The organism is Kitasatospora sp. NPDC059812 (assembly GCF_042732075.1).
Classification (GTDB): domain Bacteria; phylum Actinomycetota; class Actinomycetes; order Streptomycetales; family Streptomycetaceae; genus Kitasatospora.
In genome coordinates, this window is the sequence record NZ_JBHWIO010000006.1 from 81,763 (window position 1) to 96,267 (window position 14,505).

Sequence of the window (14,505 nt, forward strand, 5' to 3'; positions counted from 1 at the left end):
CTCGCTCAGCGGGCGCTCCGCTCCGGGACCAGGACGGGTTTGACCACCCGGCCCGCGTCGCAGTCGCGTTCGGCCTCGTTGACGGCGGCGAGCGGGTACCGGCGGATCAGCTGGTCGAAGGGGAACTTCCCGGCCTGCCACAGCCGGGTCAGCCGGGGGATCAGCAGGGCCGGCACCGCGTCCCCCTCGCAGATGTGGGAGATCCGCCGGCCCCGGTCCAGTGTCCCCGGATCGAGCGGCAGCGCGGTGCGGAGCCGGGCGACCAGCCCGAGGTGGCCGGTCGGGCGCAGGGCCCGGAGCGCCTCGTTGATCAGCGGGGCGGAGGCCGTGGTGTCCAGCGCGTACCGCGCGCCGCCGTCGGTCAGCCGCTGGATCCGCTCGGCCAGTCCGGGCCGGGGGACAGGGTCGGGCCCGGAGGCGTGGTCGGCTGGTCCGGCGCGCAGCGGGATCGCGCCGAACCGCTCGGCGAGGTCGAGCCGTTCGGGGTACCGGTCGACGGCCACGGTCACCGCCCCGGCGGCCGTGGCCGCCATCACCGCGGCCAGGCCCACCGCCCCCGCGCCGAGGACCACGACGGTGTCGCCGGGGCCGGCGCCGAAGGAGTTGAACACGGCCCCGGCACCGGTCAGGAAGCCGCAGCCGAGGGGCCCGAGCAGGTCGAGGGGCAGCGAGCGGTCGACCCGGACGGCGTTGCGCGCCGGAACCATCGCGTACTCGGCGAACGAGGACTGGCCGAACCACCGGGGGGCCAGTTCGCCCCCGGCCGCGTCGGTGAACCGCGCCGCGTCCTCCTTGCGCCCGCCGAAGAGGTTGAGCGCGGCGAAGGAGTCGCAGTAGGCGGGGGCCGCACCCAGGCAGTTCCGGCAGTGTCCGCAGGAGTCGAAGCTCAGCACGACGTGGTCGCCGACGCTCAGCCCGGTGTGCGGGCCGCCGGTCTCCACCACGACCCCGGCCCCCTCGTGCCCGAGCACCGCCGGCAGCGGCGAGCGGCCCGCCGAACGCCGGACCGCGAGGTCGGTGCGGCACATCCCGCAGCCCGCGATCCGCACCAGGACCTCGCCGTCGGCCGGCCCCCCGTTCAGGACCACCTCCTCGACGGCGAACCCGCCCTCGTACGAGCGCAGTACCGCGGCGTCGAACCTCATCGTCACGCTCCTCCGGATCGTCAAGCCTCTTCCGGCCGGTGCACGACGAACGGCCTGAGGTTCCCGTAGAGCCCCCACGGCCCGCCCGCGACGCCGACACCGCTCTCCTTGATGCCCGCGAAGGGCTGGGCGAGGGACAGTTCGGCGTGGTGGTTGATCCACGCCGTCCCGCACTCCAGCCGGTCGGCCACCGCCTCGGCCCGGTCGAGGTCCGTCCCCCACACCGAGCCGCCCAGCCCGAATCCGGTGTCGTTGGCCGCTTCGACGGCCTCGTCGACGCTCCGGTACGCCAGCACCGGCAGGACCGGGCCGAACTGCTCCTCCGTCACCACCGGACTGTCGGCGGGGACGTCGGCCAGGATCGTCGGGGCGAAGAAGTAGCCCGGCCGGTCCAGTCGGTGGCCACCGGCCGCGGCCCGGGCGCCGCCTGCCAGGGCCCGGGCCGTGTAGCGCTCGACCCTGGCCAGTTGGGGGGCGTTGTTGACCGGCCCCAGCCGGGTGCCCGGGTCGAGTCCGGCGCCGACGACGACGCTCTTCGCCCGCTCCGCGAGGGCCTCGACCACCTGGGAGTGGAGCCGGGCCGGGGCGTAGACGCGCTTGACCGCCATGCAGACCTGCCCGCAGTTGCGGAACGCCGCCCAGAACAGCCGGTCCGCGATCCGGTCCACGTCCACGTCGTCCAGCAGGACGGCGGCGTCGTTGCCGCCCAGCTCCAGGGTGACCCGGGCGAGCGAGGCGGCCGCGCCCGCCGCGACGGCCCGACCGGTGGGGACCGAGCCGGTGAAGGTCACGTGGCGGATCCCCGGGTGGGAGGCGAGCCGGGCGCCGAGGGGTTCGCGGCCGGTGACGATCGTCAGGACGCCCTCGGGGAGGGCGGCGGCGAGGACGGAGCCCAGCAGCCGGGTGGCGAGGGGGGTGAACGGGGAGGGCTTGAGCACCATCGTGTTGCCTGCGGCGAGTGCGGGCGCGAACTTCGCCGCCGCGAGCTGGAGCGGGAAGTTCCACGGGACGATCGCGGCGACCGGCCCCAGCGGCCGCCAGCGGATCTCGCTGCGCACCGGGCGGCCGTCCGCGATCGGCTGGGGCGCGGGGGCCAGGTCGGCGAAGTAGCGCAGGCGGGCCGCCGTCCGGGCGACCTCGGCGGCCGACTCGGCCAGGGGTTTGCCCTGTTCCCGGGTGAGCAGCGGGGCGAGGTCGGCTCCGGCCGCCTCCACGGCGTCGGCTGCCGCGCGCAACGCGGCGGTGCGGGCGGCGGGGTCGGCCCGCCAGCCGCGCCAGGCCTCGTGGGCCCGGCCGACGACGGCGTCCAGCGTGTCCGGCTGCTGGTCGGGGGCCTCGGCGAAGGGCTCGCCCGTCGCCGGGTCGACGACGGCGAAGCGCCCGCTGTCGGGCCCGGGCGGGCGGCCGGGCCGGCTCGTCGGCATGCCGGCGGTCAACTCGCGGCGGCGACGACGGCCGCGTGCTCCCGGGCGTGCCGGTCCATCTCCGCCCGGAAGTCGGCCACCAGCTGCGGCCGGATCCTTCCGGCGGTGCGGTCGCCGCCCTCGCAGACGGCCCCGCGCACCCCCACGATGTCGGTGCCGATGCGGGTCAGCGTGCCGAGGTCCGCCGCCTTGACGCTGCCCGCGAGCGCGGCGAGCAGGTCGGCTTCGTGGGCCAGCCGGACGAACTCCGCGCAGACCTCGGGCGGAACGTGGTCGAACAGCCTGGTCCCGTCCTTGATCGCGGTGTCGAGCATGGCCGCGTCGGAGCCGGAGCGGCGGGCGATGTCGGGCAGCGCGAGCGGGTTGACGCAGCCGATCCGGTGGGCGTCGGCGTAGCCCGAGGCGACGACGAACGCGTCCGGCCGGTAGTCCTTCACGGCCCGGACGACTCCTCGCATGACGTCGACGGCCTGTTCGGGCGTCGTGCACCCGTAGAGGCCGACCTTGATGTACGTGGCGCCGGAGACGGCCGCACCGAGCGCGGCCTGGGCCACGGTGCCGGGCTTGTACGGGACGTCCCCCACGGTGGCGGACAACGGCTTGTCCGCCGGGACGGCGTCGCGGATCTCCCTGATGACCCACGGGAAGTTCGCGCCGAGCGAGCCCTCGTCCGGCTTCTTGACGTCGACGATGTCGAGGTGCTCCGCCGCCTTCGCACAGTCGAGGGCCTCCTCGACACTGTCCGGGGAGATGAGCAGCAACAACGTGGGCTCCTTCCACCGCAGGTCCACCGGCCGGGGCCGGTGTGCGGGGTCGTCTGGATCACGTGCGATCCGCTCATCATTCCTTCGGCCCGCGACCCCCGGTAGGGCGCGCGGAGCCCGAACGGGTCACTCCCGTGGCGCGGCCACCCCTCGGCGCGCCGGACACTCCAGTTCGAACCCGTCGCACGCGAGTGCGGCCGGGTCGCCGGGTCGGGATTCCCGCTCCCGGCCGCCGGGACGGCCGTTCAGGCCTCAGGCCCACCGCTCCACGAAGCGGCGCTGCCAGGGCGTCTCCACCGCGTGCTGGTCGTAGTGCTCCCGGACGTACGCGACGGCCTCGGCGGCCGGGACGCCGTCCAGGATCGCGACGCAGGCGAGGGCGGTGCCGGTGCGGCCGTGGCCGCCGACGCAGGCGAGTTCGACGCGTTCGGTCGCCGACCGCCGCCAGACCTCGCGGAAGGCGTCGGCCGCGTCCGCCCGGTCGGCGGGGAGCCGGAAGTCGGGCCAGCGCACCCAACGGCCCTGCCACGGGAGCGGCTTGGGCGGGCGGCCCAGCAGGTAGAGCCCGAAGGAGGGGTGCGGGCCGGGCGGCAGCGGGCGGCTGAGGCCGCGCCCGCGCAGCAGCCGGCCGGAGGGCAGGCGCAGCACGCCGGGGGCGGCCGGGTCCCAGGGCGTGGTCGGCCCGGTCGGCCCGGTCGGCGCGGGGGTTTCGGGGGTCTCGGTCATCTCGTGGTTCTCCTCAGGACGCGACGTGCAGGGCCGGGGTGCCCGGCATCCCGGCCCGGTGGGCCAGGGCCGCCGCCTCGCCGCGCGAGGAGACGCCGAGCTTGGCCAGGATGTTGGCGACGTGGAACTTCACCGTCGACTCGCTGATGTGCAGCGCCACGGCGATGTCCCGGTTGCGCCGGCCCTGGGCCAGCTGGTCGAGCACCTCCAACTCGCGCGGCTGGAGGCCGTCCAACGGGTCGGTGACGCGCGGGTGTTCGGGCAGGCCGAGCGGCAGGTCGACGCTCACCGTGGTGCCCCAGCCGGGGACGGCCTCGATGGCGCAGCGCCCGCCGAGGGCGGCGATCCGGTCGGCGGTGCGGTGGACGGCCAGCGCGTCGGCGGCCAGCAGGCCGGGGCCGTCGTCCCGCACCACCGCCCGCAGCGTGTCACCGGCGAACCGCCAGCTCACGTGCAGCCTGGTCACGGCGTCCTGCTCCAGCATCACGAGGACGGCCGCCCGGACGGCGTCCCGGGCGGCGTGCGCGGTGTCCGCCGGAACGGACCGGCCGGCCTCCGCCGGCGGCGCCACGTCCAGCCGCACCCGGGTGTGCCGCAGCAGCGGGCGCAGCTGCTGGTCGAGCCGGGCGAACGCGGCGTCGGCGGGCTCCTCGCTGAGCGCCCGGTCCAGGTCGGCGCCCCGGCGCAGGTCGAGCAGCGCCGTCACGGCCAGTTCGGTGGCGGCGCGGCGCGCGGTGGCGTCGTCCAGTGCGGCGGAGCGCAGCGGCGCGAGGATCGCGGTGAGCGCGGCGCCGTGGGAGCCGGTGAACTCGGCGATCGCCCGGGCCCGGGCGTTGGCGGAGGCCCGGGAGGCCGCCGCGTGGGTGGGGCCGGCGTCGGTGGCGCGGTGGTGCGAGTGGGTGGTGACCAAGTCCCACAGCTGCTGGAGGACGGCGAGCGCCCCGGCCGCCACCGGCTCGGCGCCGCCGTCCCGGACCAGCACCAGCACCGCGGTGGTGGCGTCCGACGCCGACGCCGTGACCACCACGACGGACCTCGCCCGCCCGGCCAGCTGCGCCTCGCCCTGCCAGGCCCGGCCGTCGGCCGTCGCCGAGGTGGTCGTCTCGGCCAGCTTGGCGAGCTCCAGGCCGCTGACGGCGGCGGTCAGCTCGGGCGGGCCGAAGGCGAGCGTGGGGGAGTAGGTGCAGATGCCGCTGAGCTGGGCGATCGCGACGTGCGGGACGAGGGTGGCGACCACCTCGGAGAGCCGGTCCATCAGGTGCGGCCGGGGCGTGCGCAGCACCTCGACGGCGCGCGCCAGCGCCTCTTCGGGGCGGCCCCAGTGCTGCCGCCACCTCTCGTCCACGCTGTTCCCGTCCACGCCGTCCCCGTCCACGCCGTCCACGTCCTCGCCCGTCTCGTTGCGCACGCCCTTGTCAACGCCTGTCAACGCCGATGCCGTCGCCCATGCCGGCCAGCCTAGCCCGGGGGCCGGGGTGGTGGCCTGGCCGTTCGGACAGGTGGAACCATCCGAAAGGCGGGCCTGGCGACCGCCCCGGACGATCCAGGATGGAGTCGACGGAAGAAACAACTCACCGAACCCGCAAGGACATTCCATGACCAAGGCGATCGCCTTCTCCGAGTACGGCGGCGTGGACGTGCTGCGCCCGACCGACGTCGAGCTGCCCGCCCCGGGCCCCGGCCAGGTGCGGGTCGCGGTCCGCACGGTGGGCGTCAACCCGCTGGACCACAAGGTGCGCAGCGGCTCGATGGTGGCGGCCTTCCCGGTCTCCTTCCCGCACGTCGGTGGTTACGAGCTGGCCGGTGTGGTGGAGGCCGTCGGCCCGGACGTGACCGCGTGGGCGCCCGGCGACGAGGTGTTCGGCGCCGTCATGGGCGGCGCGTACGCCGAGCAGGCGCTCGTCGACGCCGACCTGCTGGCCCGCAAGCCCGCCTCGCTGAGCTGGGAGGAGGCCGCGGCGATCCCGGTGGCGGCCGAGACCGCCGAGCGGGTGCTCGGCGTCCTGGGCGTGCGGGCCGGCGAGACGCTGCTGGTGCACGGCGCGGCCGGCGGGGTCGGCACCCTGCTGCTGCAACTGGCCCGGGCGCGCGGGATCACCGTGGTCGGTACCGCAGGCGAGGCCAACCACGCCTACCTGCGCGAGCTGGGCGCGATCCCGGTGGCCTACGGCGACGGCCTGGCGGAGCGGGTGCGGGCCGCCGCCCCGGGCGGGGTGGACCGGGCGCTGGACGCGGCGGGCAAGGGCGGGGTGCTGCCGCTCTCCATCGAGCTGACCGGCTCCGCGGACCGGGTGGTGACGATCGTCGACTTCGCGGGCTCCGCCGAGTACGGCGTCCGCTTCAGCGGTGGGGCGGAGGGCGTCGAGTCCTACCACCAGCGCGCCTATGCCGGCGTGCTGGCGCTGCACGAGGCGGGCACCCTGCGGCTGCCGCTGCACCAGGTGCTGCCGCTGGCGGAGGCGGCCGAGGCGCACCGGCTCAGCGAGCACGGGCACCTGCGCGGCAAGATCGTGCTCACGGTCTGAGGCCATGGGCGCCGGGGGTGCCGGAGGTCGTCGAGGTTCGGCGACCGGCCCGGTGCATTGATCAACTGGTCGATGCACCGGGCTTCCTGACGTGGAATCGGTAGAGTCCGGTGGCATGGTGACTGAGAACACATCAGGGGTGTCGGCGGGCCGCCTGGCCGGGCGGTCCTGCGTGGTGACGGGCGCGGCCAACGGCATCGGCCGGGCCGTCGCCGAACGCTTCGTGCGCGAGGGCGCGTCGGTGGTCGGCACCGACATCGACGCCGAGGGCCTGCGCCGGCTGGCCGACCGGTTCCCGCACGCCGTCAGCACGGTGGTCGGCGACGTGGCCAGCGACGAGGACGCCCGCCGGATGGTCGACGCCGCCGTCGAACGGTACGGACGCCTCGACGTCCTGGTGGCCAACGCCGGGGTGATCCCGCTCATGGAGGTCACCGAGGCCACCGCCGAGGAGTGGGACCAGGTCATGGCCGTCGACGGCCGCGGCATGTTCCTCACCTGCAAGTACGGCATCCAGGCGATGGCCGCCCAGGAACGGCCCGGTGGGGCGATCGTCTGCGTCTCCTCCATCTCCGGCGAGGCCGGCCAGCGCGGCCAGGCGGTCTACGGGCCCGCCAAGTTCGTCGCCTCCGGCCTCACCCGGCACCTCGCCGTCGAATGGGCCGACCGCGGCATCCGGATCAACGCCGTCGCCCCCGGCACCATCGCCACCGACCGCGTCGCCCGCCTGTACGACGAGCCCGGCGGGACGGAGTACCTCGCCGCGATCGAGAAGCGCCACCCCATGGGCCGCCTCGGGGCCCCGGCGGAGGTCGCGGCGGCCGTCCTGTTCCTCGCCTCCGACGACGCCTCCTTCATCACCGGCGCGGTGCTGCCCGTCGACGGCGGCTACCTCGCGCAGTAGCCGTCAGCCCTCGGCGTTCCCGACGCCACCGGCGGTCGCGGCGGCCCCGGCGGCCCCGACGGTCTTGATGGTCCCGACGGTCTCGACCAGGGCGGACACCCCGTCCGGGCCGTGACCGGCCGCGACCGCCCGCCGGGTGACGGCCAGTGCCGCGTCCAGCACGGTGGTGTCCAGGCCGCGCGCCCGGGCGGTGTGGGTGACGTGCGCCAGACCGGCCTCCGCCGAGGCCACGCTGCTGCGGTCGCCCGGGTGGCTGCCCTGGTCCGCCCGTTGCGCGAACTCGTCGATCAGGGCCGGCAGCAGCCGGGGCAGGCCCTGTGCGTACGAGGCGAGTTCGGCGCCGCCGATGCCCTCGGCGCGGGCCAGCGCCAGCGCGTGCAGGTAGCCGTGCACGGTGGTCCAGAACAGGTCCAGCAGCGCAGCGTCGAACGCCGCGGCCCGGCCCGGATCCCCGCTGTCGAGCAGCCGGACGCCCCCGCCGAGGGTGCGCAGGGCCGCCTCGTGCGCGGCGAAGGCCCCGGCGTCGCCGCTCAGCAGCACGGCACCCTCGGGCCGCCCGATGGTCGGGGTGGGGGTGAGGATCGCGGCGTTGAGCAGCCGGAAGCCGCCGGCCCCGGCCCGGGCGGCGTTCGCGCGGGCGTCGTCCGGCGTGACGGAGGTGGCGTTCACCAGCGTGCGGCCGCGCAGCGCGGCCCCGGCGGAGTCCAGGACGGCCCGGGCGGCGGCCTGGTCCCGGACGCAGAGCAGGGCGAGCGGTCCGGCGGCGACGGCCTCGGCCGCCGTCGCGGCGGACCGCGCCCCGAGCGCGCGGAGTTCGGCGTCCCGCCCGGGCGTGCGGTTCCACACCGTCACCGGATGCCCGGCGGCCAGCAGGGCCCGGGCCAGCGCCCGGCCCATCGGGCCCAGGCCGAGGACGGCAACTGCGGTGGGGGAGAAAGGGGTTGCGGAAGATCGTTCGGTCGGCATGGCGGCTACGCTAGACCTTCACGTCGACGTCAGAGTCAACGGCGGAGTCGACGTCAGAGCTGGCATCGGAGCCGACGTCGGCGTCAACGGCGGAGTCAGACGAACGAACGAAGGACGGCACGGCATGCGGATCGGAGAACTCGCCCGGCGCACCGGCGTCAGCCCCCGCGCCCTGCGCTACTACGAGGAACAGGGCCTGCTCGCCCCCGCCCGCCGCCCCAGCGGCTACCGCGAGTACGGCGAACCCGACATCGACACCGTCCACGGCATCCGCACCCTCCTCGCCGCCGGCCTCGGCAGCGCCGCCATCGCCCGGATCCTCCCCGGCCTCCCCCGCCCCGGCGCGCGCCGCCCCGGCCCCACCTGCCCCGAACTCCTCACCGGCCTCGCCCGCGAGCGCGCCCGCATCACCCGCCAGATCGACGAACTCGCCGCCGCGCGAGGGCTGTTGGACGCGATCATGGGGGCCGACGCGCCGAGCGACCTCATCCGCGCACCCCGCCCGGACCAGGATTCCGCCCGCCGCCCTCCCCGCCGGGCCTGAGCCCTGTCGTCCCGTGGCGTGCGCCCGCCGGGCCCGGGCCGCGCCGCCGGGAGAAACCCGATCGCGCGGCACGCCGCCCTGTGCTGGAGTGGGCGGATGGATCATGAGGACACACTCGCCCTGTTCGACCGCCGACTGAGGCGCGAAGCGAAGCCCGACGGCCCCGGCGCCCGGATCGAGCGGGACGGCGACGTCATCCGGCAGGTCGGCGCCGCCCACGACTGGAACGGCGTCCTGTGGTCGGACCTCGACGAGGCCACGGCGGACCGGGCGATCGCGGCACAGGTGCGGTACTTCACCGCACTGGGCCGCGAGTTCGAATGGAAGACCTACGCCCACGACCGGCCCGGCGACCTCGGGGAACGGCTGCGGGCGGCCGGTTTCACGGCCGAGCCGCAGGAGGCGGTGATGGTGGCCCGGATCGAGGACCTCGCCACCGACACCGCCCTGCCCGAGGGCGTCCACCTGCGTCCGGTGACCGACCGGGCCGGGGTGGACCTCGTGGCGGACGTCCACGAGCAGGCCTTCGGCACCAGCAGCGCCCGCCTGCGGCAGTGGATGCTCGACCAGCTGGCCCGGAGCCCGGAGACCGTCAGCCTGGTCGTGGCGATGGCCGGCGAGCGCCCGGTGTGCGCGGCGCGGATGGAACTGAACCCGGGCACCGAGTTCGCGGGCCTGTGGGGCGGCGGCACCGTCGCCGACTGGCGGGGGCGGGGCATCTACCGGGCCATGGTCGCCCACCGGGCCCGCATCGCCGCCGACCTCGGGTACCGCTACCTCCAGGTCGACGCGAGCGACCAGAGCCGCCCCATCCTGCAACGGCTCGGATTCGCGATCCTGACCACGTCGACCCCGTACGTCCACCAGCCGCCCGCCTCCTCGGACGCCGGCCAGGAGAGCCAGGGGAGCCAGGAGAGCCGGGGGAGCTAGGGGAGCCGCTCGACGATGACCATCGCCGCGTCGTCGTCCAGCCGGCCGCCGACGTGGGCGAGCAGATCGCGGCGCAGGTGCTGGAGCAGGGCGGTCGGGCGTTCGTCCTGCCAGGCGGTGACGCGGTCGGTGAGCGGGTAGAAGCGCCGGTCGGCGTCGCGGGCCTCGATCACGCCGTCGGTGTAGATCAGTAGCCGGTCGCCGGGCTGGAACGGGAAGGTCTCCACCTCGTAGCGGACCGGGGCGAGCTCGCCCAGGCCCAGCGGCGGCGCCGGGCGGCGGGCGGCCAGCGTGGTGATGCCGTCGGGGCGCAGCAGCAGCGGGGGCGGGTGGCCGCAGTCGATCAGTCGGATCGCCGTGCCGTCGTCGGGGATGTCGAGCAGGACGGCGGTGATGAAGGACTCGCCGCTGTCCTCCGGCGGGGCCGCCTCGTCCGGGTCCTCGCCGCTCAGGCGGCGCCGGCGGGCCTGTTCGCCGAGCTGGGCGAGGTCCCAGCAGACGCTGCCGTCCAGGTAGGCGGCGAGCCCGGGCAGGTCGGCGTGCAGGTGGGCGGCGGCGCGGAAGGCGCCGAGCAGCAGGGCCGCGTCGCCGAGCGAGGACAGGCCCTTGCCGCGGACGTCGCCGACCAGCAGCCGGGTGCCGGTGGCGGTGCGGGCGGCCGCGTACAGGTCGCCGCCGACCTGCGCCTCGGCCTCGGCGGCCAGGTAGACGGAGGCCAGGTGCAGCGGCCCGATCCGGTCCGGCAGCGGGCGCAGCAGGACCCGCTGGGCGGCCTCGGACACCGAGCGGACCTGGGCCAGCTCGCGCTCGTACCGTTCGCGCAGCGCCCGCAGTCCGATGATCAGGGCGGAGACGACGAGCTGCGCGCCCAACTGGGTCTCGATGTTGGCGCTGGTGAGGCCGTCCCGGAGGATGCCGATGACGGTGAGCGCGGCGAGGGCCAGCAGGGCGACTCCGGCGGTGGCCCGGGCGCCGGCGTAGGAGGCGGTGAGTGCGGGGGCGACGATCAGTAGCGGGCCGAGGTGGATCTGTGCGGGGGAGAGGATGTCGACGACGGTGATCACGACGATCAGCGCGAGCGACAGCGCCGTCAGCGCGCGACGGTCGGGCCGCCGGGGGTGGCGGCGGTCGCGCGGGCGGTCGCGGGGCTGCGGGTCACGGAGACGCTGCCGGAGTGGCACCTTTCCTCTGTACACCGTCGGGGCGGTGCGGCGCACCCCGGGCGCTCCTCGGGTGCACCCCGGAGGCCCTCGGGCGCACTCCGTGCAGGGGTCTCAGTACAGGGGGGTCTCAGCCCTCTTCGCCGTAGCGGGCCAGGTAGGCGGCGAAGCGGGCGACGTCCTCGTCGGACCAGTCGGTGAAGCGGGCGGTGAAGGCCAGCCGGCGCTGCTCGTTGGCGTCCTGCAGCAGGGCGAGCCCGGCCTCGGTGGCGCGCAGGATCTGGCCGCGCTGGTCGTCCGGGTCGGCCTCGCGCCGCAGCAGGCCGAGCTTCTCCAGGGCGGTGACCTGGCGGCTGACGGTGGACTTGTCGAGCATGAAGTGGGCGGCCACGTCGGCGGCCCGGCAGCCGCCGCGCTCGGTGATCAGGTCGAGGATGCTGTAGGTGACCAGGGAGAGGTCGGGGTGCAGCTGGGAGGCCTTGTGCCGGGCGCGCCGGGCGAAGGCGGTCAGCTCGCGCTGGATGGCGTCGATGGACGACTGGCGGCCGGGCACGGGCGTTCCTACCTCCTCGATATTTGTTGCACTATACAACGGAATCCCCCGGGTCCGCGCGCCGCTCCGGGCCTCCCTGCCCCTGAGTGGCCTGCCAGGCGCGGGCGGCGGCAATCCGGCGGGTCGCACTCGGGTGAGTGGCGAACAGTAGCTCAAGCGCCCTCGGCGGGTCGACATCGGAGACGTTCGCCAACGCCAGTCTGCGTTGCATCGCGACGAACTGCTCGGCGTCCGACGTCAGTTCGAGTGCGTGTCGGTCCGCCCTGGCCTCGATCCGGCGGCTCACCGCGCACTGGGCCGGCCCCGACAGCGCCCCCAGCAGCGCCGCGCACGCCGCCAGCAGCGGCAGCGCCCGCGGATCGGCCGCATCCGCCGCCCCCGCCGCCGACAGCAGCGGCTGCCAGGCGCCCAGCACCCCCAGCACGGCCACGGCCGCGGCCGCGCCCACTGCGCCCAGCAAGGTGCCGAACGGCACGTCCCGGTGCTTCACGTGGCCCAGCTCGTGCGCCACCACCAGTTCCACCTCGCGCGGCGTGGCCGTCGACAGCAGCGTGTCGTACGCGACGATCCGGCGGGTCGCGCCCAGCCCCGACACATACGCGTTGAGCGCGGTGGTCCGCCGCGAGGCGTCCGCCACCAGGACGTCCCGCACCCGTACGCCGTCCCGCTCGGCCAGCGCCAGCAGGGCGCTGCGCAGCGGGCCCGGCGGCATCGGAGTGAAGCGGTTGAACACCGGCTCGATCAGTAGCGGGTGCAGGAAGGACAGCGCCGCCGTCAGCACCGCCGCCGCGCCCGCCGCCGGCAGCCACCAGTGCCGCGGCGACCAGGCGGTCAGCGCGAACAGCCCGAGCGCGAGCGGAAGGACCAGCACGAGGGCCAGCCCCAGGCCGCGCAGCGCGTCCACCGCCCAGCCGGCCCAGCCCTGCGTCACCAGCCCGTACCGGGCCCGGACCGCCCGCAGCCGGGCGCCGAACGGCAGCTGCAACGCCTGGCCGAGCACCATCAGGGCCGCCGCGCCCGCCAGCACCCCGGCCGTCCGGGAGCCGCCGAACCAGCCGCCGACGGCCGAGACCAGGCCGGCGCCGGCCGGGGTCAGGCCGAGCAACAGGGTGAGCGCCAGGCCCGCCAACCGCCCGCCCAGCGCCCAGGGCAGCTGGGCGCGGCGCAGCGCGCGGCCACGGGCGCGCTCGGCGGGGGTGAAGTCGACTGGTGGGCGGCCGGCGGGGGCGGGGCCGGCGGAGGCGGTGGTCTCGGTGTCGTCCATGGGGTGGGTGCGGCTCCGGGCTCTGGCGGACGGGGGCGGGTGGGGCGGTTCAGCATCTCCTACCGCGCCGGGGCGGCGCTCAGTCCTCGGCGCCCGGTGCTCCAGCCGTTGGTGTTCGGCCCGCCGGCGCTGCGCTCGGAATCCGGTGTCGTGCTCGGAATGAAGCCGGTGTTGTGCTCGGAATGTTGCGGAACCGAGGCGGATGGGTGCGGAAGCCGTGCCGTAGGCTGACCGCTTCTGGATCGACCCGGGGGGAACCACTCATGCGCCGTGCCGCGGCCGCCGTCGCGCTGTTCGTCGGCCTGACCGCCATAGCCGCCTGCGGGCCCGACGACCCCGCCCCGGCGCCGGCCGCCGCGCCCGGTTCGACTGCGGCCGCCTCCGGCGGGGCGGCGGGCACGCCCACCAGCCCGGGCGCGACGCCCTCCGGAACCGCCGCCGGGAAGAACGCCGCGCCCCGGCCCGACGGCAGCATCACCGTCGCGTTCGCCGGAGACGTCCACTTCGAGGGCCGCACCGAGGCCCGGCTCGCCGTCCAGCCGCCCGAGCAGGCCCTCGGCCCGCTCTCCCGGACGCTCGCCGACGCCGACCTGTCCGTCCTCAACCTGGAGACGGCGATCACCGGGCGCGGCGCCCCCGAGCCGAAGACCTACACCTTCCGCACCTCGCCCAAGGCGCTCTCGGCGCTCAAGGACTCCGGCGTCGACGTCGTCTCCATGGCCAACAACCACGCCGTCGACTTCGGCGCCGACGGCCTCACCGACACCCTCGCCGCCAAGGACTCCTCGCCGATCCCGGTCGTCGGCGTCGGCCGCAACGCCAAGGAGGCGTACGCCCCGTACGTCACCACCGTGCGCGGCGTGAAGGTCGCCGTCGTCGCCGCCAGCCAGGTCGAGGACCTCACCAACCAGAAGTGGCGGGCCGGCGCCAACAAGCCGGGCATCGCCTCCGCGCTGGACGTCCCCGCGCTGGTCAAGGCGGTCGAGGCGGCCAAGCAGCAGGCACCCGTCGTCCTCGTCTACCTGCACTGGGGCGACGAGGGCAAGGCCTGCCCCACCGGCCCGCAGACCGCCATCGCCAAGAAGCTCGCCACCGCCGGCGCCACCGCCGTGGTCGGCACCCACGCCCACACCATGGTCGGCTCGGGCATGCTCGGCAACACGTACATCGGCTACGGCTTCGGCAACTTCCTCTGGTACGGCACCTCCAACTACGCCTTCTCCAACGAGACCGGCGTCACCACCCTCACCCTCACCCGCGACGGCAAGGTCACCGGCGAGGCCTTCGCCCCGGCGACCATCGACGACAAGGGCGTCCCCGTCCCGGTCGCCGGCGCCACCGCCGAGGCGGCCCGCAAGCGCCGCGACGCCCTCCGGGGCTGCACCGGCCTCGCCCCGGCCCCGTCGGCTCCGTCGGCTCCGGCGACCGGCGCGACGGGCTGAGTCGTTTCCGGGGGCCCGTGGCCCTCTCGTGAGCGACCGGGAGCCGCCATCAGCTCCCGGTCGCCGTCCGGCAGTTCGCCGCCCTCCAGCCGCCGCGGCACCGCGGCCGTGGGAGGTTCGGTCCACGGTCTCGGCGAGACGAAACGTCTCGTACTGGC

14 protein-coding genes are annotated in these 14,505 nt (G+C 75.8%); 5 read left to right on the forward strand and 9 right to left on the reverse strand.

The annotated features are described in order from the left end of the window. Window positions 1–5: 5 nt before the first annotated feature. The 5 genes from ACFV6D_RS05020 to ACFV6D_RS05040 form a co-directional block, all read right to left on the reverse strand. Window positions 6–1,145, reverse strand: a complete 1,140-nt coding sequence (locus tag ACFV6D_RS05020) for an alcohol dehydrogenase catalytic domain-containing protein (RefSeq protein ID WP_380423756.1) — start codon at window positions 1,143–1,145, stop codon at window positions 6–8. Window positions 1,146–1,165: 20 nt separating this feature from the next. Then, window positions 1,166–2,569: an aldehyde dehydrogenase family protein gene (locus ACFV6D_RS05025; protein ID WP_380558437.1), complete on the reverse strand. Its 1,404-nt coding sequence runs from the start codon at window positions 2,567–2,569 to the stop codon at window positions 1,166–1,168. An 8-nt stretch (window positions 2,570–2,577) separates the two neighbouring features. After that, window positions 2,578–3,333, reverse strand: coding sequence for a (5-formylfuran-3-yl)methyl phosphate synthase (locus ACFV6D_RS05030; RefSeq protein ID WP_063349831.1), 756 nt, complete (start codon window positions 3,331–3,333; stop codon window positions 2,578–2,580). 252 nt (window positions 3,334–3,585) lie between these two features. Then, window positions 3,586–4,059: a protein-tyrosine phosphatase family protein gene (locus ACFV6D_RS05035; RefSeq protein ID WP_380335948.1), complete on the reverse strand. Its 474-nt coding sequence runs from the start codon at window positions 4,057–4,059 to the stop codon at window positions 3,586–3,588. Between the two features lie 13 nt (window positions 4,060–4,072). Continuing rightward, window positions 4,073–5,488, reverse strand: a complete 1,416-nt coding sequence (locus ACFV6D_RS05040; RefSeq protein ID WP_380558440.1) for a LuxR C-terminal-related transcriptional regulator — start codon at window positions 5,486–5,488, stop codon at window positions 4,073–4,075. A gap of 166 nt (window positions 5,489–5,654) precedes the next feature. On the opposite strand from ACFV6D_RS05040, the gene ACFV6D_RS05045 reads away from it, so the two are divergent. Together ACFV6D_RS05045 and ACFV6D_RS05050 are read left to right on the forward strand one after the other, a co-directional pair. After that, entirely contained in the window at window positions 5,655–6,584 is a 930-nt protein-coding gene (locus ACFV6D_RS05045) for an NADP-dependent oxidoreductase (protein ID WP_380558443.1), read from the forward strand. Window positions 6,585–6,699: 115 nt separating this feature from the next. Next, window positions 6,700–7,488: an SDR family oxidoreductase gene (locus ACFV6D_RS05050; RefSeq protein WP_363366819.1), complete on the forward strand. Its 789-nt coding sequence runs from the start codon at window positions 6,700–6,702 to the stop codon at window positions 7,486–7,488. A 3-nt stretch (window positions 7,489–7,491) separates the two neighbouring features. Here the strand turns inward: ACFV6D_RS05050 and ACFV6D_RS05055 are convergent, their stop codons facing one another. Further along, the gene (locus tag ACFV6D_RS05055) at window positions 7,492–8,454 is read right to left on the reverse strand and encodes an NAD(P)-binding domain-containing protein (RefSeq protein WP_380558446.1); all 963 of its coding nucleotides are present in this window, start codon (window positions 8,452–8,454) and stop codon (window positions 7,492–7,494) included. 124 nt (window positions 8,455–8,578) lie between these two features. Between ACFV6D_RS05055 and ACFV6D_RS05060 the strand changes: the two genes are divergently transcribed. Together ACFV6D_RS05060 and ACFV6D_RS05065 are read left to right on the forward strand one after the other, a co-directional pair. Then, a complete protein-coding gene (locus ACFV6D_RS05060; RefSeq protein WP_380489744.1) occupies window positions 8,579–8,998 on the forward strand; it encodes a MerR family transcriptional regulator in 420 nt (139 codons plus the stop codon). 96 nt (window positions 8,999–9,094) lie between these two features. Next, entirely contained in the window at window positions 9,095–9,928 is an 834-nt protein-coding gene (locus ACFV6D_RS05065) for a GNAT family N-acetyltransferase (protein ID WP_380558449.1), read from the forward strand. Here the strand turns inward: ACFV6D_RS05065 and ACFV6D_RS05070 are convergent. The 3 genes from ACFV6D_RS05070 to ACFV6D_RS05080 all read right to left on the reverse strand — a co-directional run bounded on the left by ACFV6D_RS05070 (window position 9,925) and on the right by ACFV6D_RS05080 (window position 12,905). Next, window positions 9,925–11,109: a PP2C family protein-serine/threonine phosphatase gene (locus ACFV6D_RS05070; protein WP_079136350.1), complete on the reverse strand. Its 1,185-nt coding sequence runs from the start codon at window positions 11,107–11,109 to the stop codon at window positions 9,925–9,927. The genes ACFV6D_RS05065 and ACFV6D_RS05070 overlap by 4 nt on opposite strands. Before the next feature lie 109 nt (window positions 11,110–11,218). Continuing rightward, the gene (locus ACFV6D_RS05075) at window positions 11,219–11,641 is read right to left on the reverse strand and encodes a MarR family winged helix-turn-helix transcriptional regulator (protein ID WP_063349838.1); all 423 of its coding nucleotides are present in this window, start codon (window positions 11,639–11,641) and stop codon (window positions 11,219–11,221) included. Window positions 11,642–11,672: 31 nt separating this feature from the next. Continuing rightward, window positions 11,673–12,905 (reverse strand): M48 family metalloprotease, encoded by a 1,233-nt coding sequence (locus tag ACFV6D_RS05080; protein WP_063349839.1) that lies wholly within the window; start codon window positions 12,903–12,905, stop codon window positions 11,673–11,675. Between the two features lie 263 nt (window positions 12,906–13,168). On the opposite strand from ACFV6D_RS05080, the gene ACFV6D_RS05085 reads away from it, so the two are divergent. Further along, window positions 13,169–14,347: a CapA family protein gene (locus tag ACFV6D_RS05085; RefSeq protein WP_063349840.1), complete on the forward strand. Its 1,179-nt coding sequence runs from the start codon at window positions 13,169–13,171 to the stop codon at window positions 14,345–14,347. Window positions 14,348–14,505 lie beyond the last annotated feature (158 nt).